At 33.7% G+C, this 23,944-nt stretch carries 15 protein-coding genes; all 15 read right to left on the reverse strand.

The window, feature by feature from the left end; translation table 11 throughout:
* Nucleotides 1–2 precede the first annotated feature (2 nt).
* Entirely contained in the window at nt 3–905 is a 903-nt protein-coding gene (gene cyoE, locus ACM55M_RS08780; protein WP_416857200.1) for a heme o synthase, read from the reverse strand.
* 105 nt (nt 906–1,010) lie between these two features.
* Nucleotides 1,011–3,128 (reverse strand): gliding motility protein RemB, encoded by a 2,118-nt coding sequence (locus ACM55M_RS08785; RefSeq protein WP_416857201.1) that lies wholly within the window; start codon nt 3,126–3,128, stop codon nt 1,011–1,013.
* Nucleotides 3,129–3,146: 18 nt separating this feature from the next.
* The gene (gene deoC / locus ACM55M_RS08790; protein ID WP_416857203.1) at nt 3,147–3,890 is read right to left on the reverse strand and encodes a deoxyribose-phosphate aldolase; all 744 of its coding nucleotides are present in this window, start codon (nt 3,888–3,890) and stop codon (nt 3,147–3,149) included.
* 183 nt (nt 3,891–4,073) lie between these two features.
* Nucleotides 4,074–4,481, reverse strand: a complete 408-nt coding sequence (locus ACM55M_RS08795) for a VanZ family protein (RefSeq protein WP_416857205.1) — start codon at nt 4,479–4,481, stop codon at nt 4,074–4,076.
* Nucleotides 4,450–4,830, reverse strand: coding sequence for a glycine cleavage system protein GcvH (gene gcvH / locus ACM55M_RS08800; RefSeq protein WP_416857206.1), 381 nt, complete (start codon nt 4,828–4,830; stop codon nt 4,450–4,452). The genes ACM55M_RS08795 and gcvH overlap by 32 nt, the downstream gene beginning before the upstream one ends.
* Before the next feature lie 93 nt (nt 4,831–4,923).
* A complete protein-coding gene (gene sov, locus ACM55M_RS08805) occupies nt 4,924–12,075 on the reverse strand; it encodes a T9SS outer membrane translocon Sov/SprA (protein WP_416857207.1) in 7,152 nt (2,383 codons plus the stop codon).
* A gap of 23 nt (nt 12,076–12,098) precedes the next feature.
* Nucleotides 12,099–12,680 carry a Holliday junction branch migration protein RuvA gene (gene ruvA, locus ACM55M_RS08810; protein ID WP_416857208.1) on the reverse strand — a complete coding sequence of 194 codons (582 nt, stop codon included), beginning with the start codon at nt 12,678–12,680 and terminating at the stop codon, nt 12,099–12,101.
* Nucleotides 12,681–12,775: 95 nt separating this feature from the next.
* Nucleotides 12,776–15,058 carry an NADP-dependent malic enzyme gene (locus ACM55M_RS08815; protein WP_416857209.1) on the reverse strand — a complete coding sequence of 761 codons (2,283 nt, stop codon included), beginning with the start codon at nt 15,056–15,058 and terminating at the stop codon, nt 12,776–12,778.
* Between the two features lie 159 nt (nt 15,059–15,217).
* Complete coding sequence (locus tag ACM55M_RS08820; protein WP_416857211.1) at nt 15,218–15,643, reverse strand: CBS domain-containing protein; 426 nt, start codon at nt 15,641–15,643, stop codon at nt 15,218–15,220.
* Between the two features lie 74 nt (nt 15,644–15,717).
* Nucleotides 15,718–17,583 (reverse strand): trehalase family glycosidase, encoded by a 1,866-nt coding sequence (locus ACM55M_RS08825; protein ID WP_416857213.1) that lies wholly within the window; start codon nt 17,581–17,583, stop codon nt 15,718–15,720.
* Nucleotides 17,580–18,794, reverse strand: a complete 1,215-nt coding sequence (locus tag ACM55M_RS08830) for an MFS transporter (RefSeq protein ID WP_416857214.1) — start codon at nt 18,792–18,794, stop codon at nt 17,580–17,582. The genes ACM55M_RS08825 and ACM55M_RS08830 overlap by 4 nt, the downstream gene beginning before the upstream one ends.
* 100 nt (nt 18,795–18,894) lie before the next feature.
* Complete coding sequence (locus ACM55M_RS08835; protein ID WP_416857215.1) at nt 18,895–20,631, reverse strand: alpha-amylase family protein; 1,737 nt, start codon at nt 20,629–20,631, stop codon at nt 18,895–18,897.
* Between the two features lie 6 nt (nt 20,632–20,637).
* Complete coding sequence (locus ACM55M_RS08840) at nt 20,638–21,564, reverse strand: carbohydrate kinase family protein (protein WP_416857261.1); 927 nt, start codon at nt 21,562–21,564, stop codon at nt 20,638–20,640.
* Nucleotides 21,565–21,580: 16 nt separating this feature from the next.
* The gene (locus ACM55M_RS08845; protein ID WP_416857217.1) at nt 21,581–22,885 is read right to left on the reverse strand and encodes an MFS transporter; all 1,305 of its coding nucleotides are present in this window, start codon (nt 22,883–22,885) and stop codon (nt 21,581–21,583) included.
* A gap of 141 nt (nt 22,886–23,026) precedes the next feature.
* Nucleotides 23,027–23,944, reverse strand: a complete 918-nt coding sequence (locus ACM55M_RS08850) for a GyrI-like domain-containing protein (RefSeq protein ID WP_416857218.1) — start codon at nt 23,942–23,944, stop codon at nt 23,027–23,029.

Genomic DNA, 23,944 nt, shown 5'->3' on the forward strand with positions numbered 1-23,944 from the left:
AACTATCTTAAAAATTTATCAAATATATAAACCAATTGTAACAATGTAATGTAAGAAACACTCACCAGCATTAAAGTCCTTGCGGCTTTTGCCGTTCTCAATTTGTATAATTGCACGCCATAATAAAGCATCCAGAGCCCAAGCAAGAACACAATAATTGCCGCTATGGGTGTAATGAATAGCTGACCCGTATAACCCAGAACTGGCAAAAGCGACGCTATGATAAGCCAAACCGTATATAGAATGATCTGTAAGGCGGTTGATTTATCTTTTTTCCCTGTTGGAAGCATAAAAAAACCTGCTTTTTCATAATCTTCATATAAAAACCATCCGATAGCCCAAAAATGTGGAAACTGCCAGAAAAACTGAATTAAAAATAAAGTTCCTGCTTCTATGCCAAATTCGCCCGTTGCAGCAACCCATCCCAACATGAAAGGAATTGCACCCGGAAATGCCCCTACAAAAACCGACAATGATGTCATGGTTTTCAATGGCGTATACACACTTGTATAAAGAAATATAGAAATCGCGCCAAACATGGCTGTTTTAGAATTGATCGTATACAATAAAATAATTCCAATAACAGTAAGAAGGCTGGCAATAATCAAGGCTGCATTTGAAGACATTCTCCCGGACGGAACAGGACGATTCTTTGTCCGATCCATCAAAGCATCTAAATCTTTCTCAATAACCTGATTAAAAGCATTAGAAGCGCCTACCATACAATATCCTCCAACTGCCAGTTTCAACAATACCATCCAACTGAAAGAATGAATATCCGTAATCCCAAGCATAAATCCTGCAATAGAAGAAAAGACGACGCTAACAGCGAGACGCGCTTTGGTTATTTCGCGGAAATCAATGTAGATAGATTTTAATGAAAGGGTATTTTCTGTTGCGTTCAATACGAATGTTTATTTGCTTTGTAAAAACTTTTGCAAAAGTAGTTTATCAAAAGGGATTTGACAAAAAACAATTCATAAAAAACTCTTTTCGAAATAAAACGGATGCTAATAATCAAAATACCAGTTAAAAACATCGGAACGTATTCCTAAAGTAAACCAATTGGTACTTTCATTGAAAGTCGTTGCCGTATTCTTTGTTGGATCAAAACTTCTATAAATATAGCTTCCATAAAGCTTCAGATTGGTTGCTGGGTTTATCAAATAGCCCGCTTGTATATCCGTTATAAAAACAGCTGTTTTATTTCCTTGTCCTACTTTTACTCCGCTGTTTAATGCTCTCTTTTCATCATAATCCTTATAAATATTCCCTCCATAATTAAAACTGTCTTCTGTAGTATCAAAATCCAATCCTCGAGTACCCATCGTTATTTTTGCATCAGCAAAATACCTGTCTTTATGATACCGGGCAATTAGCAAGAATTCTTTGAAATTTCCGCCCCACTGATGCCCTACACTCTGATTGTTATGACCATAGTTTGTGATGGGATTACTATGGGAATACACATACGGACGCACATGGTTGTACTCTAATTGCAGTACTAAATTATCAACCTGAAATGCATTGTAATACTTAATTCCTAATTGATAGCCAAATTTATTTTTCCAGCTATTATCCCCTTTTTTAATATCTCCAAGAGAAAATTCATCAAGAAGAAATTGTCCGTAAGTATTGATCTGATTGTTCCATTTGTATTTATAAGTCAGTCCTAAAAGCGCATTCCCACTTCTGGCTGAGGAGGCAAATTCAACCGAACGGTAAAATATAATTGGATTTACAAAATTCACATCAAATCCGCGGTTATTTGTGTCGGTCCAAATTACCGATTCAAAGAAGCCCAGATTCAATTTATTCGACACATTCCAACTCAAATAATGATTTGCCATAAATTTAGCGGCATAAGTTCTTTCGAGCGTAACCTCGGGACGAACATCTTTAAGCCACATATAGGTGTTGGTGTATTTTATTTTCCAAAAATTAGTGTTTATTTTGAAATAAGGATGCGGACTCGCCCCGTCACTTTCTAATAAAGAGCGATATCCATCTCCTATAAAATTTCTTCCATAACCCAATTGTAAATCAAAATGTTTGCTGGGTGCAAAAGTTATATTGGCTTCCGCCAATGGAAAATCATACGCATCCGTTTTGAAATCTTTGGCAATACCCATACCCGGAATAATCGCAGGATTCCCCCCAGCTGGCTTTATAGATTCCGCATAACGATTGTAATAATCCGCAAATCGCCCCTGACTTTCAAAAACTGTCGTTGTGAAATTAATTTGCTTTCCTAATCCACCCCGAAAATTAATCCCACGGGTATTTACATACGTGTAATTTGCTTTGGTTTGAGATGCTTTACCTACTTGCAAATCCAAAATGGGATTCAAAGTAAACCAATAGTCTTCTCCCTGAATTTCAACCGTACTCTCATTCCATAATTTTCTGGCCCACCAGCCAGAAACATTTTTTTTGAGTTTATCATTCACTGTTTTAAGATCATAATATTTGGAAACCTCTACATAAGTATACGGTTTTGATGCCGTATGATTATTACTTCCAACTTGATTCAAAGAAGCATCAAATTGAGAATAATAACTATGTGAAAAAGGAATACTCAAATGACTTTCGAACTGTGGATTATTGAATTTTTTATAGACTATACTATCTAATTCGGTAAGTTGCTTTGTTTCATTTGGCAAAATTTCTGCCCGAGCTAACGCATCCGAAGCCAACTGTTCCGGACTTTTCACTGGAATAGCAATTGCAATTGTATATTTAGAATACGTTGGTTTCCCATTATAAGTGGAGGGCTTAATCTTTGGAAATGCTGCAAAAACACGCTTAGTTTCTTTTATCAAATCCTCCTCTGTAGCATTTACATAAATTACTTTGAAAATACCATTACTATCGACTTCAAAAAGTACTTCTACACTACCTTTGAAATTATTTTGCTTCAGATTTCCAGGGACTTCAAAATTTTGAAACACAAAATTTTGCACTTGATAATAAAAACATTTTTCCAACTCCTTAGCTTGCAAGTTTTCACAATTCAAAAAAACAGGAAACCGCTCGGCAGAAACACTCGATTGAGTCGAACTAATGTCTTGCGAATAAATAAAAAATGAATAAAATGATAAAAGTAATGTTGACAAACCTTTTTTCATGTTGTTTTCTTTGTGAATTTAGTAATCAGTTTGTGAATTTTGCCCATCAGCAATTGCTTTTGCTCCCGAGGTTCCAATTCGCTTTACGCCCAATCGAATCATCTCAACAGCTTCATCATAAGTCCGTACTCCTCCAGCTGCTTTTACCGGAAGTGGTGAAGCATTCTCCAACATCATAATAATGGTTGGAATTGTAGCCCCATTTGGCAAACCATCTACTGTTTTATAAAATCCTGTTGATGACTTTACAAAAACCGATTGGTACAATTCTTCTTTAAAATTCGAAATAACAATATTTTTTATCAAAACGGACAATTGAATAATCTGTTTATCATCGAGAGCCGCCACTTCGATAATCCATTTTACAACTTTATTATTTTCAAGTCCCAAAAGCGTACATTTTAGAACTTCATCTTTAACCAAATCAATATTCCCATTTTTGAATGCTTCGTAATTACAAACGAAATCCAAATCATCGGCTCCATCTTCAATCGCTTGAATTGCTTCAGAAATTTTCACATCTACACTAGACTTGCCTTCCGGAAAATCAATTACTGTACCTATCAGCAAACTTGAGTTCGCCTTAGTAATCATTTCTTTGGCAATAGAAACCATATTTGGCCGAATCATAATAAGCTTAAAATGCTCATCGATGGCTTCTTGAATAAATTTCTTAACAACAATGATATTATCAGCTTTACTAAGTCCTGCCTGTATTGCTGTTTTTAAATAAGTAGAATCTAAATATTGTTTAATATTCATTTTTCTTATGGTTACATGATATCGTTAAAATCTAATTAACAAAAATACATTTTAAATTCACATTTAATTACTATTAAGAACTACTTCGTAAAGATGCAATCTTATTTTATAAATTCTTGATTATAAAAAATAAATCATTTTTTTATATAAAAAAATCCCACCGAAGTGGGATTTTAATCCGTATCAAACTTTATTTAAGTTAGTGTACCTATTAAAAAACAAAATTACGCAAATAGCGAGAATCGCTCCCAATAAATTTGCTACAACATCAAAAAAATCTCCTTTTCTAGTTGTAGTAAATAACGTTTGTACTATTTCGATTGCTATTCCAAAAAAAATGGAAAACATAAATGATAGTAACAAAGGCTTAAAAATAGTTAAACTATTTAATTGCTTCTTAAAAAAGAAAAACCAAAGCGATGTAAACACAAAATAAAAAAAGGAATGAACAACTTTATCTAGATTCGCAATATGAACGGCAGGAATATCGCTTGATTTAATCAAACAAAAAAAGACTATTAACCCTGTCCAAGATAAAGCTATCCAAAAATAAAATTGTTTAGGCACCAATAAGTTCTTTGTAAGATTCACTTGTAAGTAAAGAATCAATTTCTGCTTCGTTTGCAATCTTTATTCTTATCATCCAGCCAGCCCCATAAGGATCAGAATTTACACTTTCCGGCGTATTTTCTAATTTGTCATTAAATTCAATAATCTCTCCTGATAATGGAAGAAACAAATCAGACACAGTCTTAACCGCTTCAACAGTTCCAAAAACTTCATCTTTTTCTAAAGTCTGGTCTAAAGTTTCCACTTCAACATATACGATATCTCCTAATTCTTTTTGTGCAAAATCAGTAATTCCTACTGTTGCGATATCGCCTTCAATACTAATCCATTCGTGATCTTTAGTGTACTTTAAATTTGCTGGTATGTTCATATAAATACTAATTGATAATTATTAATTGATAATTGAATTTTAGGTGACAAATGTAACAATCTCAATTCAAATCTTCTTTAGATTTTAAAAAAATTAATTCCCAAAATTATAACGCATCGTAAATCCTGATCGAATATTTGTTAAAGGAAAAGAAGTTGATATTACTGCTTTCGAAAATGAATGATCATAGTAAAAAATTGCCGTCAAATTTTTACTGAAGGCATAATCTGCTGTAATTTTTAAAGACCAAATATTTTGCCCTCCCGCCAATTGATTGTTATCATAATCTAAATACCGAACAATCGTTTGATTATTTCGATACGAAAGATCGCCTTTTAAGTTGATATCACTTTTTATGATTCCCGTTGGATTGTCTGCCAATCTGGAGGAGAAAATAACATCTTTAAATCGGTAACCAAGTCCTACAACATATTCAATTCCTTTTACTTCCGTCAATAAGTTATTATCAAAACTCATTGACAATGCCCTATCTTTTTTTATTTCGGTTAGCACTTTCAATGAACTTTTCAATTCAAAATCCATTCTGATAAGTGGACTGAATTGCTCCACTAAATTGATGTTTGACATAATTGTGCTGTTAAAAAAATTACCACTTGCATCGACACCGTTTGGCGTTTTATCATATTCAAAATTAGATCTAAACGAATTAATAGTATAAGAAGCTCTATAACTGTGTTGCATAGAAAAACGTTTGAAATTCTTTTTGAAAAAAGTATAACGCATCAATCCATTGTATTTTACAGCCCAGTTTGGTATTGGAAAATTTCTAAAAATCCCAAGTGAAACATCCGTTGCATTAGTTCCTGAATACGCCGCTAAAAAAGCTGGTAATAATACCGCTTGATTATTTTTTCCATACCCTAAAGGATATCCTTCCGCGTCTAGATTTGCCGGATTATTGATATCTATCCCACGCTGCGTTGCCAATCGATTCGCAACTGCTAGTCTATTATTTCTAAAATCGTCAAAAGCAACAGATGCATTTTCATCACTAGTTGAGAAAGATGTTTTTATTAAGACTGTAGAAATTGAAAAAAGACCATAACTATAGGGAGATCTCGAATTATATTGTCCGTCAGTTACATCATATTGTTCTGAAAAATTTTTAGAATATGCTCTGTCCAATGACAAATCGATTTTCAAATCAGGCAACAAATCTACATTTGCAGTAGCTTTAAATAACTTATTAGTTACTTGTGAATAATTTTGATTAAAATCAGGGTAATTAGTAAGCCATCCGTTCTTTGCTGCTTCATATCGCACATCATCTTGGCTACCAAAAATAAATCCTAACGAGGGTCTTGACGAACCAAGGAATCCCACACTTGGCGTATATCCTGGCAATATCGTACCACTATTTTCTGTATAATTCATCTGGATGTTTTTAACACTCGTTAAAATGCCCATCAAACCATCTACAAATTCATTATTTTTTGCAATTTGCTGCGTATTTATATTTACAATTTTTTCTCCAGGTTTTGGCACAGTTGCCTTAGGTTTGGTAACTGCTTTATTTGTATTTTTTGTTAGTCCCAAATACTTATAAAGTGCATCCATATTGAACGTAGCATTCAAATTATTTGAGCTTGCATTTTGAACCGTATTCCCTAAATTATAACTATTTCCTTCAATTTCTATTTGAGACAATGCATTAGAAGCACGTTGCCAGCTATAATCACCTGTATAAGAATAGTTCGCTTTTATAAAACTAAATAGCGGAATTTTATTAATTGGCAACTCATAATTTAAAACTAATTGTTGCATATGCTGATTAGGGTCGCCAATGTCCCAATAACTATCCCAAATTGTAAAAGTATCGATTGGCTCATTATTTTCGTTTAAATAACTTTTGACAATATTACTGGAGGAAGCCGTATAATTTAATTTTAACGATTTTGTCAAATTAAAATTAAAGCCATACTGATAATTGAAAGCAAAATTTCTTCTGTACAATGGATCAAGACCAATTCCTTCAACATCAACTTGTCTAAATTGCTGACGATTGTACTGTCTGATAATATTGGTATTGAAAGATATGTTTGAAGGCAGATAATTAAAGTTGAAATCACTCAGTAATTTCCAATAATTACTTTTCTTCATAAAAGCAGTTTTCTTGAAAGGCTCTACTGGCTTAGGCTGAAAACTGTAGGCATAATCGACAGATGAATTTGCATGCTGATCCACATAATCCTCGATTTCAAAATCATGACGCTCCACTTGATTAAAAGACTGTGAAAAAGTGAAATTTTCCGGATCATAAACGTGTTGTTTTTGTTCTGGTCTTCTTTCTTTTCTTACACCGATGAAATTGATACTTTGACGTTTCGTATAATCTGTAGCTCGACTTTGAATATTATCCCGTTCCGCTTTATCTGTAGTATTATCCAATAATTGTTTTAATTTAATGTCTTGATTAAAAGGGTCATATTCTGGAGTAATCATTTCTTCACCAATAGCATAATTGAACGGTAAATTAATTCCCCATTTCGGAGGTAATAATTTACCTAAATTAACATTCGTTACAATATTATATTGTTTAGTGTCCTCACGATTTCTTTCATTCGGACCTTCTTCTAATGCTCCAAAACCTATGGTGCTTTTTTTACCTGTGGCAGAAACTGTGGCAAAATCAGCAAAATTTGAATCTACATTCAACACCGCAGCCATACCGCCCTGGTTATCCATATCAGCTAAACGAAGTTCATTAAACCAAACTTCTCCTTTAACATCTTGATGGGTTTCGTTACTTTTTACACCAACCATTAATGTTCGCGCTAATCCAAAATTAGGATTTCCCTTTATACCCAATCTCAGCTTATTATTTTTATTAGCCAAAGACGGATCTAATTCCTCTTCATTTTGATAATAAATTCCATCCAGCGGAAGTGTACTCTTATCAATGCTCATTGCCTGAATTTTCAATTTAGTCAATAATGCCAATGACAGATCAATTTCATTATCTTCTGGCCAAACTGCTTCGGCATTCAAAGCCGAACAATCAGAACTCGAAGTTGAGGAAGGAACGGTAACTTTTAATGGGATTTCTATTTGATAAAAATTCTGTGTAAAATCATTTCCAAAACGGATAAAACCTACCATTTGATTATCTCTAAGTGCAATTTCATTTGGTAAAGATTCAGCATGCAAGAACATTTTTAATTTCTTGAACTGACGCATATCAATACTCACATTTTTAAAAACAGCTCTCGAATCTTCTGGTTCCAATCCATCACCAGATACTCTTAAAGATAATGATTGCTCATTCTGGTTGATAACGGTATTATTGTTATATAACTGTTCCCTAACTACCCCTGGAGGAGTTATATAATTTACGGGACATCTTTCATTATTTTCTTGAACATTAACTGCTAAAACATCTAAAGTTGTTTTATCATCAGCAACATTTGTATCATTAAAATCAAGTGTATTCGTATATCTTCTCCATTCTCCTCTCACTAAATCTAACGCTCCAAAACGAACCGTTACCAGATCATTAAAACCGGTCATGAACATTCTCATGAAACGGATTGATCTAAAATCAGAGATATTACCGATAGTATTTTCAGGTTGTGAAACAGGAATTTTAAACTGAATCCATCTGGCATCAGTTACAGACCCGTTTGGCAATGTAACTTGTGTACTTCTTATATCAGTAATGTAATTTTCTCCAACATTCATATTAGGCTTAACATCAATACTGTATTCATAATACGCATTGATAGTATTCATTGTATTGTCCCTATTTATATCTTCTACATCAGGAACTGTAGAAGAACCCCGATTAGGATCGTTAATATCAACTGCGGAGTTTCCATCTACGCCATTGTATTTTTTATATCTGTCTAAAACATTTCCTGAAGCATTCAAATAATAGGCATAATCATCTCCTGCAGGATCCGAATCAGACGCATAATTATTGTAAATACTACCTTCTTTGGCATTAGCCAAACCATCTAAACCAACATCTTGATTGGTTCTGTTAGCTGCATTTGTATCAAAAGCATAAATCAAAGATTGTGATGCAGGCACATCTCCCCAAATTGATCGTGGATTTGCCAATATCTGATCTGGTCCAAGTCCATTTTCATATTGTTTCCTTCCATCTTTTAATACATCCTCTGAAACTTCACCTAAATTGAAATAAACTTTACCTGTATTTGACTGCGGTATTTGACCGCTTCCTACGTATGGATCTAACACCCAAAATTGAATATATTCTACGTTTCCTTGTTCGAAATTAGTAGAATTTAATGATCTCATAATTCCCCCAAAATTACTTGCCGGGTTTGTAGAAACGTTTGAACTATTATTATACGGACCTCTATCAGAAGGATAATAACTTAAATCCAATGTGTTTACAACTTGGGATTGCCCCTGTGCAATATCAGTTAAAGGGTACAATTCCTCACTAAAAATTCTTCTGGTAGTGTTGAAAGATAATTCTTCATTTGTAATTCCGGACGGTTTTTGAGTATAAAATACCGGGTCTATTGAATACCAAGCCAACTTGGCTCTTTTAAACCCATAACTCAAATCGTTAGCATTGCCATTAAAATCATATGTGCTTCTGGCATTTTTCTCCGGGGTCGATGACAAACTCCAAGCATACGGGGAACGCATATCGATGGTCGATTGAGAACCTTCAAAATCATCCACATAAATAGTTGATTCTCCCTCAAAACGATCTGCTTTTGGCGAATCTGGTTTCAAAAATGCAATTTCTCCCCTTATGGAAAGGTTAGAAGGAACATCAGTATCTAAATTTGGCAATTTATTCACTAATCGGGTCAAAAGAGGTACTTCAGTAGAAAAATTAGTATTAAAACCAAAAATGGTATTATTTACAGATTCCTGACCAAAACTGGATTTTTGGGTAAAGGGCTTCTCTGTCATTTTTAAAAAAGTCGCTCCGACCAAGAAATTATCAGAAATTTTATGCTCTACATTTACGCCCATAAACCTTCTGGTTTGCTGACCAAAAATAGAATTGTTTTCTAAAGAAACTTCAATAGGTATATTTGAAGCTTGAAGAGAAGGATCTAAAATTTGAACCCTCCCCAATTGATAATTCACACTATAGTCAATTCCTTCAACCAGAACTCTTCCTCCAGCCGTTACTACAACCGAACCTCTGGGAACATTGAAAGCACCAATTGGTATTCCGTCACCGCCCGAGGATTTATATTTTCCTCTTAATAAAAATTTATTTTTTTCACTGTCTTGTAAAGCCCCGGATTGTGTGTTGCGATACATGTTTCTAAACACATATTTCTTTTGATTAAGATTATATGTGTTGGTATCATTATAATTTTCTCCTGAACCCGTATTTGATAATTTAGAAAACAAGAGTTCACCAAATGGCTCTTTGGTTGTGAATATTATCCTCCCGTTTTGAGCGTCAATCGTCAAACCTTGCATAAAATCAAAAAAACCGTCACCGCCAGCTTGTGGATCATTATTGTAATTCAGTTTATCTAAATTAAATACTTTCAACAAAGGAGTTTCTGCCACTTTATTTTCAGGCAATGGATTCGGCGGAAAAGGACTTCCCGGTACTTCTGTAATGTAGTTTAAGGCTGAAGGATCCGTATAAAGAATATTAAATCTAAAGTCTTCCTGTTTCACTTGGTATGCCCCCGGAATCTGATAAATATTTTTCATCATCAGGTTCCAAACAGGATTTTTGACATTGGTCAAATTACTTTTCAGCATTTTCAAGATCAAACTTTGCGTAATAATTGCCTGAGTTGAATTATTACTATTTCCTGTAACAACTGTTGCATCTACTCCATCATTACCAAATTCACCCACTTGATAGACTTTATCCCCAATTGTATATTGATACGCTACAGCTAAAACCTCATCATTGGCTAGTCGTTGTTGCAATGAAATATATCCTAATTGTGCATTAAAAGTATATTCGTTAGGATTTAGTTTTCTGGCGTTTTCTAATTTAGAATAGTCCTGACCTTCACTTACAGTAGCATTAAATCCAGAGCTTGAAGTAACAATTTCTCGTATGTTATTATTCAACAAACCAGTTCCTGCATTTATTTGTGCAGGATCGTAATCATTATTTGAATTATCAGAAGGAGAATTGACAGGATTATTAAACATCCCGGTTGAAGGATCTAAAACTACTACTTCATTGTCTGCTAAACCAGTCAACTGGCCCTCTCCTAAATCCTGGAGTGCAATAATATTCCGCAGATTGTTATTTGTTGTGCTTACCCTGTTTTGTTTGTTGGTAACCCAAATTTCCAATCTTGAAATCTGAACTCTACTATCAATGAAAGGATAATTTTTTAGTGATGCATCGTATTTGTTTCTAAAATATTGAGACAAGAAAAAGTGTCGGTCATTATCATAATCTAGCGCGTACAAATCAAAGTCCTGAATCGTTCCGCCACCTTGAGCAATTAAACTTTTAGTTTGCGATTTTTGTTCCGAAAATATACCTGTAACTGTAGTTTTCCCAAATTGCAATTGTGTTTTTACACCAAATAAACTTTGCGCTCCTCTAATTAATGAGCTATTCAAAGGCATACTTACATTTCCAACTTCAATTTTTTGAATAATATCATCCTCCGAAGGTGCATATTCTAACTTGATTAGATTTTGAAAAGCAAAAGTAGACTGAGTATCGTAATTAGCGTTTACACTAAGTCGTGTTCCCACTTTTCCCATTAAACTCATGCTTATTCTTTGATTAAAATCAAAAGAAAGATTGGATCTGTTTCTAGGAGAAAATGAAGGATTATCTTGTTTTGTATACCGCATTCCTAAATCCATTTCTATTGATCCGGTAGGTTTTACGTCAATTGTATTACTTCCAAAAATAGATTCAAAAAGCCCTGATTTTACATAATACCTTGGCAATAAATCTTTTTTGGCAGCTTCACTGCCTTCTTTTTTTCCATCAATGGCATCTACTTTTTTCTTGAAATAATCTCGCATAGATTCTTTCAAAACCAAGTTTTCATACTCTTTTGGAGTTAAAATAATAGGATAGTTAATAGAAAACCCATCTACAGAATTGGTATAAATATACCTATCCGTAACAGGATCATATGTGTAAGCAGAGAGAACACTTTGAGGATCTTTTAACTGGACTTTTCCTGTAGAGAAACCCGTTTTAATTGTATCCTGAGCGGCCGGTGTTACCTGAGCTTGCGATACAAAACCACAAAATATGACTAGCAAAAAAATACAAATTTTATGCATATAATCCGTGTTTTGAGTACCTTTTATAAGTTTTTTAAAGCTTTCTTAATAATAGATTCAACAGAAGCATCTGGATCCTCTTTTACAATTTTTTCTACGATTCGTTCTGAAGTTTTTCGAACAAAACCTAATACCTCCAAAGCAGATAACGCTTCATCTCGATTTGTATTGCTTTGTGACATAGAAACTTCATCTAAATCATACAATTTCAATACTTTTTCTTTCAAATCAAGTATTACTCTTTGTGCCGTTTTACTACCAATTCCTTTTATAGATTGAATTGTAACCACATCACCTGATGCAATAGCATTTGTAATTTGTTTTGGGTCTAATGATGATAACATAGTTCTGGCAATGCTAGCCCCAATGCCTGAAACTGACAATAATAATTTAAAAATCTCCCTCTCTGATTTTTCTACAAAACCAAATAAAGTATGCGCATCTTCTTTTATTTGAAGATGCGTATACAATTTTATAAAATCAGTATTGGGGAGTAAAGAGTAGGTATGTAAGGATATGTTTACATGATATCCTACACCTCCACAATCAATAACTACCTGTGTTGGTGTCTTTTCTACTAATTTTCCCGCTATATGTGCAATCATTTTTTATAATATATGTCACCAAATATAATAAAATTAGCACATAATTTCGCTAAATATATCTGTTTAAATGCTCTTTTTATCAAAGAACTATTTAATTACAAATTCTTTTTCTTCTCTTTTTCTTGTGCATCAATCACAGCTATAGCTGCCATATTTACCATTTCTTCTACGTTTGCGCCAAGTTGAAATATATGAACTGGTTTTCCCATTCCCAACATGATAGGTCCTATTGAATCTACCTTGTTCAATTCTTTCAAAAGTTTATAGGTAATATTAGCTGATTCCAAATTAGGAAAAATCAACGTATTTACTTTTTTACCTGCTAATTTAGAAAACGGAAACTTTGCCTTCAACATCTCCGGATTCAAAGCAAAATCAGCTTGAATTTCACCATCAATAACCATTTCAGGATGGCTTTTATGCAAATAATCTACCGCTTCTCTCACCTTAGTAGCACTTTCATTTGTAGAAGAACCAAAATTAGAATACGATATCATTGCAATTACCGGCTCCACTCCAAACATTCTGGCAGTTTTTGCAGTCATAATGGCAATTTTAGCTAAATCATCTGCAGAAGGATTTATATTTATAGCAGTGTCAGATAAAAACATCGGCCCACGACTAGTCATCATCATATTTGTAGTGGCAACAAGTGAAGCACCATGAGCTTTTTCAATAAGTTGCAACATTGGCTTCACAACAGATGGATAACTTCTGGAGTGCCCTGTAACAAGTGCATCAGCTTCCCCTTCATTGACCATCATGGCGGCAAAATAGTTTCTTTCACGCATTAATTTTTGAGCATCCAATAAAGATATTCCACGTCTTTGTCTGGATTTCCAATAGGTTTTGGCAAACTTATTTCTTCTAGGTTCCTCTTCTTTTATTTTTGGATCTATAATTTGAACATCGGCATCAAACCCTAGTTCTTCTTTTAATTCTAAAATAATTTCTTTATTCCCTAATAAAATTGGAAAACCAATTCCTTCTTCTAATACAATTTGAGCCGCTTTAAGCACATCTAAATGATCTGCTTCCGCAAAAACGATTCTTTTTGGATCCATTTTAGCTCTATTGGTAATCAACCGAACCATTTTATTGTCATTCCCCAAACGGTCCAAAAGTTCCTCTTCATACTTTTTCCAATCCGTAATCGGATTTAATGCCACCCCTGAATCCATCGCAGCTTTTGCAACAGCAGGTGCTACAATAGTTATTAATCTTGGATCAAATGGTTTAGGAATAATGTATTCCCTTCCAAAAACTAATTTAGTCGCTCCATAAGCCACATTTACTTGTTCAGGAACAGATTCTTTTGTCAATAAAGCAAGCGCTTTTACAGCGGCCATTTTCATGGCTTCGTTTATCTTGGTTGCACGAACATCAAGCGCTCCTCTAAAAATATAAGGAAATCCAAGAACATTATTCACCTGATTAGGAAAATCAGAACGTCCTGTAGCCATGATAACATCTTTCCGAGTTGCAATAGCTAGATTATAATCAATTTCAGGATTTGGATTTGCCATTGCAAAAACGATTGGGCTTTCTGCCATTCCCATCAACATTTGTGGAGACATAATTCCACCTGTTGACAAACCTAAAAAGATATCTGCGCCAACTAATGCTTCCTCAAGACTCATTGATTTTATATCTCTGGCATATTTTTGTTGCAAAACAGAAAGAGAAGGATTGTCTTTAGTCAAAACTCCTTTACTGTTAAACATCAATATATTTTCAACTTTTACCCCTAATAAAACATACAAATCAGCACAGGCAAGAGCGGCAGAACCCGCTCCGGAAACCACCATTTTCACATCTTCTGATTTTTTATTAGCCAATTCTAATGCATTCAACAAAGCAGCCGATGATATAATAGCTGTTCCATGTTGATCATCATGCATTACCGGGATATTCAGCTCTTCAACCAATCTTCTTTCTATTTCAAAAGACTCCGGAGCTTTAATATCTTCTAAATTAATTCCACCAAAAGTTGGTGCTATATTTTTAACTGTCTGGATAAATTCCTCAATATCTTTAGTTCCAATTTCGATGTCAAATACATCAATATCAGCAAAAATTTTAAACAATAATCCTTTACCTTCCATTACCGGTTTAGACGCCTCAGGACCAATATCCCCTAGCCCTAATACCGCTGTACCATTGGTAATTACTGCTACTAAATTTCCTTTAGCTGTATATTTATAAACATTGTTAACATCTTTTGCAATTTCTAAACATGGCTCGGCTACACCAGGGGAATAGGCCAAAGATAAATCTCTTTGTGTTGCATATTTCTTAGTGGGAACTACCTGAATTTTACCAGGAGTTGGCTTTGCGTGGTATAATAATGCTTCTCTTCTTTTGCTGTTTTTGTCCATTGTTTTTAGATTTTATTCTATCATACAAAGATAGAAGACTTGGTTTAAAAAGTCAGCTTTTATCCTATTCTTTTATAAAAAAAACAGACTAGTACCAGCAGATACAAATAAAAATAGCCGCAAAAATTCGCAGCTATTATAGTATTGGACTATTTACTTCTATTGAGTAATGTAAGAGTTTAAATGTTGAATTGTATCTTTTTGGATTTCGATTATTGCTTTTACAACATCACTTATGGATATAATTCCTATTACAGTATCGTTTTCTAGAACAGGTAAATGTCTCACTCTTTTAGTACTCATTAATTCCATACAATAATCTAAATTATCTGATGGTTTTACTGTAACTACATCTGCCTCCATAATTTCATGAACCAAAGCTTTCTTTGAAGATTTGGCTTTCAAAACAATTTTTCTGGCATAATCTCTCTCAGACAAAACACCTTTCAAAACTCCATCTTCGATGATAAGAATCGCTCCAATGTTTTTTTCGCTCATCACTGTCAATGCTTCGTATACAGTGTTAGTGGAAAGTATGGAATAAACTTCCTTTCCTTTTGTGCTTAATATTTGATTAACAGTCATAATAGATAAGTTTAATTTATTATAAAGTTAAAAAAAATAGTATTCAAATCCTCAATTTATTTATTTATTTCACATTAAAATAATTCATCGGGCGAAGTCAGCTTATTTAGTTCTTGTTTTAAATTGTCACTCAATATTTGCAAACCGTATTGATACGATGCATTTACCCAACCAAATCCTTCCTTGGCGATATAATCAAATTCAGTTCCTACATTACCATATTCAGCAAAAACCTTGTGTGAACTAATTTCTAAATCAAATTTTTCAGGAATGGTTCCGTTATATTCAACCGCATTTTTAGTGATTAACCACAACCATCTGTAGACCATTTCTTGAGCCTTATTGAAGAATTTATAGTTAATTAAACCCTCCCACAATAACATTTGATGTGGCGCCCAGCCAAATGGATAATCCCATTGTCGTTGTGGCGCATCTTTTGAAAAACTATCACTGCTCGCTTTTGTACTTCCAGTAATTCCACCTGTTTTTATAAATTGTGGTAAGGCTATTTCTACTAATTTTTTAGCTTGGTGTTCATTACACAACCCAGCCCATAAAGAAAAAAATGTAGTTGCCGCTTCAAATGGAAATTGTTTTTTATTTACAAAATCATAATCAAAATACATGCTTAATTCTTCATTCCAACACAATTCGTCAATTTTCCCTTTTCTGAAAAGTGCTTTCTGTTCCCATTCTTCCGAAGTATAAGTCACATCTCCAACTTGGAAAACATTATTGAAATACTCATTTATCAAATACGCAATGTCCTTTTCGTATTTATAAAGAAAACTATTGATATCTACCGAGTTCAAATTGGCACACGTATTTATAAGTCTATCTGTTGTATCGTGACCGCTTTCTCTCAAACTACGATCATGAACAAAATAAACGTCAAGCTCCGCATCAACAAGAGTTCGGTTTAAATATTGTTTTTCAAACTCTCGGATTGGTAAATTGTATTTTTTAGCATACGGCTCTAAAACATCATCAAAATGCCCTGGTTCTACTTCAAATGGCATCCCCACTCCATCTGCTTTATATCGGTTTAAACCTGTTGGTGTCAATCGTTTTCCTTGAACCATCCAAACCGTATTATACTCCAAAATAACTGTTTCCAAATGACTTCTCAACCATTCTAAACTTGGTATTTTCTTTTTTACAATTTCGATTATCAGCGAAGAATACAATGGTGGCTGCGTTCTTGTCAAATAATAACTTCTGTTCGCATTTAGAATCTTACCGTAATGTATGATTTGATATTTAAAATTTTCGGCAATGGAAATCGCTTTTTCCAGTTGATTGTCTATAATTAAACCAACACCAATAAAATAACTATCCCAGCCATACATCTCATTAAATCTTCCTCCGGGAACTACAAAAGGCACTCCATGCAAACTGTCTGTTTTTTGCTCTAAAGCCAAAGCCAAAATACCTGGCTTTGTATTTAATGTATCTACATATTCCATCGAAAAATTTTCGGGCAAAATACCTACTTTAAAATTCTGAAGTTCTTTTTCCAATTCCTGAAAATAGGCAACCCCTTGCTTGTCTTTTGCCGAGACATACAATGTAGGAACTTCATTAGTCGTTTTTTCGTCCTGAAGAATTTGATCTAAACCTTTTCTATCAATAGATCGTGTCAATTCATTCCAATAATCTTCTCTAATTTTCCTCGAAATTCGTTCAACGGGATTCTCTTGAATACGGCTCACATCTACCTCCCCTTTAGCGACTTTATTTTCTTTCAACAAAGCCAATTCCTGAAGTAAATTGGACAAATGATACGTTCCCTCGATAACAATTTCTTGTTTTGTGTTTTCATCAACTAAAGTAAACTTTTTAGGCCCAGCATCATCTTTAGTGATTTTTTTATCTTTATCGGTATCCTCCTGAAGTAATAATTCATGAAATACCCTGTCTATGTTAATTAAGAAATTCATATTTTAGAAGTAAGTTTTTTTAATATAAAGAATGAAACGAGCAGCAAAGACATTGGAATTAAAGTATAGAAAAATGCATTTTCAGCACCTTCATTTTTGAATAAATAACCAATAACTCTAGAGCCAAGTGTACCCCCAAGAGCCGAAAAAACCACAATTAAACCCGTCATTGAACTGTGCAATTTTTTAGGCAAAGCGCTCAAAACAACCGAATTTAAAAGCGGGTAAATAGGCGCAATAAAAAGTCCGACCAATGGGAATGCAAATCCTATCAATGGAATATCGCTAAGTGAATTAATTTCTTTCACCTCTAACCCAACTGTTTTTGGAAGCACAAAAACGACAATCAACATCGCCATTACAATACAAAAACTGAGCACCCAAATCCAGTCAATTCTTTTAGTAATCACACCCGCTAAAAGCCGTCCAACTGCTAAAGTAATTGCTAGAATGCTTGCCATCATAATACTGATATTTTGCGGCAGATGCAGCACCTTACTATTAAACGTAGGCAGCCAAGACATTATTCCTTGCTCAATCATCACAAACAAAAAAGCACTTATTACAAATACGATAGTTAGAAGTTTGGCAAATAATTTGAACATTTGTGCAAAATCATCGGCCAAATTAACTCCAGGAATTTCCGTTTGGTTTTCAAATTTGGTAAAAAACAAAAATCCAAATGACACTACTGAAATCCCGGCCAACAACCAGTATACATTTAACCATGAATCTGGATTTGTAGCCGAATTAAAAGCAGGAAATAGAAAGTAAGCCAAGGCAATTCCTATCATAAACACTCCTTCAATACTACTCATCAAGCTATTGTGCTCTTTTTGATTCTCTGTAATTGTACCTATTAAGGAGTAAACAGAGACTTTTATCAAGGCAAATGAAACTCCCACGGTTGCAAAAAGTATTTTGGCGGTACCGAATGAATTTCCAAAATACATGTTTATACAGGCTACAGAAACCAATGCCAATCCAATGAGCATGGCTCTTTTATACCCTATTCTTGGTAAAAATGACGCTATCAAAAAAGAAACTATCGCAATAGGCAGATCTTTGAATGCTTCAAGAATACTGGCTTGCAATTCATCTACTCCATAATTTGCTTGCGATTTTAATATAACAATCCCAACACTATTTAATAATATTGCAAACACAAAATAATTGAGATACATCGCAATTTTGACAGCGTTTTTTTTCATATTTTATTTTTTTAATCCTTTGGACAATTCCGATTTTACGGAGTCACTATCTTTATTTTTATATTTTAACACCCCTAATTATTCGATTACAGTATGAAATTTAAAAACTCATAGTGGTTGTTATACCGTTTACCGACTGGTCAACTGTAAAACGATTAGTTTCAAGGTTTGCCTTTAGGTGCGCAACTGTAGTGCCATTTACCCATTTAATATCTATAATAGCGTCAACGGCATCATTTATTTCTACATGACCTGAAAAAGCAGTTGAAGTATTTCTTAAGTGCATAATTTCTAACTGCTTATTTACAACTTCCGTTTTGAGCCCCTGCGCGATATCCTTCATTGTCAATGTGGTACGATTAATTTCTTTATGTCCGGCACTACCTCCACTATCTGCTGCCTCATAATTATTTTTACCTGCAAAAATATCTAAATACCAAACCTGCGGTATTCCTGGCATAAACATTTGAATGGCTCTTGCAAGAAGCAACTTTTGTTCGTCTTCACCTAGTGCACTAAAAAAGGTAGCATTTATTTGATAATAAGAAATTTTATTCCCTGAAGGATCGTAAAGATTCTTTACACGACCACCACGTTCCATGATTTTATTCATGATGCTTTCAATCTCGGTATCTTCTAACAATCCTTTATTATAAACACCATTTACCTCCTTGCCTTTCAAATCCAGAACAGGTATTCCATCATGGCAACCAAGCATGTTTACTGTTTTATACCCTTTGGCAATAATTTCCTTAGCCCAACTCAACAAGGCTTTACTGGTTTTATTTTCAATGGTATGTATCGTTAAACCCGGTAAGAAAAAGTCATAGATATAATATCCTTCATTGGCTACCTCATCATGTAAATGCAAACCATATTCTGCGTGAATTTCTGGCAATAGCATCAAATTATTTTGTTGTGCTATTTTCTTGATACGCTCTAAATATTCCCAAGTCCCCGGTTTATTAAAAAAATTGGATTCCCCGACTTGTTTGTGCAAATAGGCAAAAGCGTCTAATCGAAGGATATTACAACCATAACCATTTAATTTCTTTAGTGTCTCCTCATAAAAATCCCATACTAAAGGCGATTCGGCATTGACATCCATTTGTCCTAAATAGGAACGCTTTTGTTCTACAATTTGTAAAATTTCTGATTTAAAAGGAGTACAATTTTCAAAATCAATGGTCGTGAAATCTTGATTATCATTAATTGCTGTGTTAATTACGGCAACAATAAATAAACTTTGCTTTTCTGTAAGTCCTTTTACATTTTGTAAATCTGCTGCAGCAATCGGATTGTAGGTGATTTGCTGATAAAAAGTATTCCAATAAGGCTGTTCGGTACCATCCGGAAAACGTACTTTCAATACGGGTAAACCCGACTTTCTCATGAACAATTTATTGAGAAACTCTGGTTCTGGAATTACAATTCCATCTTCATTTTTCACCCCGTTTCCCTCCCAGAACTCATTCCAATTGATAAAAAAATCTTTAAATTTAGAATCCTTACCGTGTTCCAGCATGTCTTTGAACTGAGGAGAAGCTACAGAAAGATGATTTAACACAATATCAAATTTCAGTTTTATCTGAAGCTCATTCAAGTCCTTTAAATCTTTTGCATCAACTAAATCTTTATTTATATCATAATCAATAATAGAAAAACCTCTATCTAAATCACTATTAAAAAAAGTAGGTAAAACGTATAGTAAAGAAAATACATCTTTAAACTCGCCCATTTTAAGCATAGCAATGGTATCACTAAATTTTTCTCCAATACTATCTGGATAAATATTGAGCATTACGCCATTACTAATTTTTGTATTATTTTGTTGCATAGTATTTTATAAAAGTTTAGAAAGGATATTGATGTTATCCGGTAATCGCCCTACATTTTGCAGTTTTAAAGCTGCTAATTTTAAAGCGATATCCAAACATTCATTAATTGGTTTCTCTTTTATATAAGCAAATAAAAATCCAGACCAAAAAGCATCACCCGCTCCAGTGGAGTCCATAACTTTGTCAATTTTTATTGCTGGCATTTGTATTACTTCTTCCCCTTTTTGAGATAATTTCACTCCTTTACTGCCTAAAGTTAAGCAAACAGTGTCTACTCCTTGATGGTGAAAAAATTCAAATATTTCTTCATGAGGAAGTTCCTTCTCAAAAAGACGCAGCATATCATCTTCACTAATTTTTACTAATGGATTGAACTGACAATAGGTTTTGATTACTTTAAAAGCCTTCTTTTGACTTTTCCACAGCTTTCTCGCATAGTTAACATCGATACTTAGCTTACATCCTAAATCGTGTGCTTCTTGTGCTTTCTTTAATATAGTTTTCTGTGCAGGATTTTTACTTAATGCGAAACAGGTGGTATGAAATATCTTTGTACGAGATAGTATTTCCCTTGAAATTTGTTCTTCATAAATGCAACAATCTGCTGAACGATACGGAATAAAATCTGGTGTACCCTCGGACCTTGAAACAAAAATCACGCTAGTCGATTTATCATCCAGAACGTTAAGATGGTTTGTATTCACACCAACACTCGCTAATCGTTGCGTAATATAGGATCCAAAACCATCATTCCCAACAGTTGCAACCATAATAGTATTCAAACCCAATCGCGTTGAATTCATAGCAACATTAGTAGGTGAACCTCCTAAATACCTATGATAATCTCTAGTTTCATTAATAAGCACTCCTTCTTGATGTCCAATAAAATCTACAAGAACTTCACCAACACAAAGGATATCTATTTCATCCATATTATTATTTATTGTATTATTCACTTAATTTTGTCTTTTTTATTTTAATTAATAATGTGCAGAAAGCAGCAATCACTAACAGTACTCCTGCAAAACTTATTGCTAATCGAGGGTCATTATGTAAGAAGTTTTTTAAAATATAACCAAATGACAGGTTTTGAATAATCATTGGGATCACAATCATCATATTGATAATACCCATGTAGACACCATATCTTTCTTTTGAAATAACAGCAACAACCATCAAGTAAGGAATTCCCATCATACTTGCCCAAGCAATGCCGTAGCCAATAACCACAGCAAAAAACACATACTGATTTTGTACCATTGGAAAACATAAAAGAGAAACCGCTCCTAATAACAAACAGACGAAATGAATCATCTTGGCCCCATGCTTTTTGGCTAATTTGGCCAAATAGAAGGCTATTGAAAAAGTAACTATAAACCCAAATGCACCAATCAATCCATTCCATTCCACTGCTTTTTCATATCCTGCTGTATTCTTTGGCGTGACATTCCAAACGGACAAAGCAATACTTTTTGAATTGTTTTGCCAATAACACATCATGGCATACCATTGAAACAAATAGACCAAAAATAGTTGCCACATAACCGTTGGCATTTCTAAAACCGCTCTATAAATATCTATAAAAGGAGAAAAAACATTTAATGGCTCCGCTTTTAAAATTGCTAATTCTGCTTCAGTTGGTGGAATTTCTTTAGTCTTACTTATGCTCCACCAAATGGAAGTTACAGAAAGTACTGCTCCTAGAAAAAAGGAGGCATAAATCCAAGTAGGCAATGATCCCGTATAACCGACGAAAATTATTGGAAATAGAAAAAGAGAGATATAAGCCAAAAACTGCCCGAAACCAGTAAAAAAACTTTGCGCTTGAAAACCCATAGGTTGCTGGTCTTCGGTTAATGTATCAGCAATAAAGGCACGATAAGGTTCCATTGCGGTATTATTACCAACATCTAGAATCCAAAGCAAACCTGCAGCCATCCATAATGAACTACTAAATGGGAATAAAAATAAGGCAATACTACAAACTATTGCTCCAATAAAAAAGTAAGGTTTTCGCCTTCCCCATCTTGGATGCCAAGTTTTATCACTCATTGCACCAATTATAGGTTGTATCAACAAACCCGTTAACGGACCTGCAAGATTCAATATAGGAATTTGATCTGGGCTTGCATGCAAAAAATCATAAATAGGATTTACAGCACTTTGCTGTAATCCGAAGCTATATTGTATGCCAAAAAAACCAACATTCATATTGATTATCTGCCAAAAACTTAATTTTATTTTAATTCCCATTCTTTGGTTAATGTATTGGTTTGTTAATTTTTTTTAAATTTAATTTTAAAATTCCCAATTCAATACATAATTAAAACAAAAACGTTTTCGGAATACCCGAAAACGTTTTCGAAATGTTAAAATAATCTAAATTTTTAACCTTTATTTTTTCGCAAATGGAATAATTATTTTAGTTTCCCATTCCAGTTCATCGCCCCCATTAAAAGGATTTGCAAGAAAATGCTCTAGTGGTTTATTTTCTAATTTAATGTCATTCTTCTTTGCATAATCCTGCAAAGCAAACCATGCTCTGTCCGAAGTTCTGAAATTCCCGTAATAGGTAGCTTCTAAACCTTTAAGAGCTGGCAATGTTTTGAATTTAATTATCTCATTTTCGATAATTTTGGTGCTTTTATCAATTGGAAAACAATAATTAAAGTTGATTGTTTCTTTATCAAGATCCCAACTTTGAATTTCTAAATAAGGACTTCCTATTATCTTAATATTATTTTGTTGCAAAAAACCAGTTATAATCGCATCATTTGCGATCATAGTTTGTGCTTTTTCCTGCAATATACTTTTCAAGCTTATATAAGCTACAAATGTTTCTTGAGAAGTACCTTCGCCATCAATTTTGACTTTAAAATTTTTTATATGATTATTTAAGCCGTTTTTAAAATCGGTTATTTTTTTAATTTGTTCTACCTTAAACTTAGTTCTATAAAAAGGCGCGGTAAGTCTATTGAACAAACTATTATCGAAATCTTTTATACCAACGGTTACTGCGGTTATTGAGTCATTAATGGATTTCATTTCCCAAGTATATTCCATATAGGAGTTCCCTTTTTTCATTTCTTGTTTGATGAAATCAAAATTTCTCTTTTCCAGAATAGTATAATTTTCTTTTTGATTTAGTAACTGAGTGGCTGACCACTCCTGAACACCTTGAAAAACAGTTCCTGTAGCAGTATTAACCTTAAATGAAATACAATAATCACTTTTTTTTATAAATAAATACCATGCTATAAACAATAAAAAAAATGCACTAAATCCTATTATATATTTTTTTCTGACTATCAT

Origin of the sequence: Flavobacterium galactosi (genome assembly GCF_048158585.1) — a bacterium.
GTDB classification, from domain to species: Bacteria; Bacteroidota; Bacteroidia; order Flavobacteriales; family Flavobacteriaceae; genus Flavobacterium; species Flavobacterium galactosi.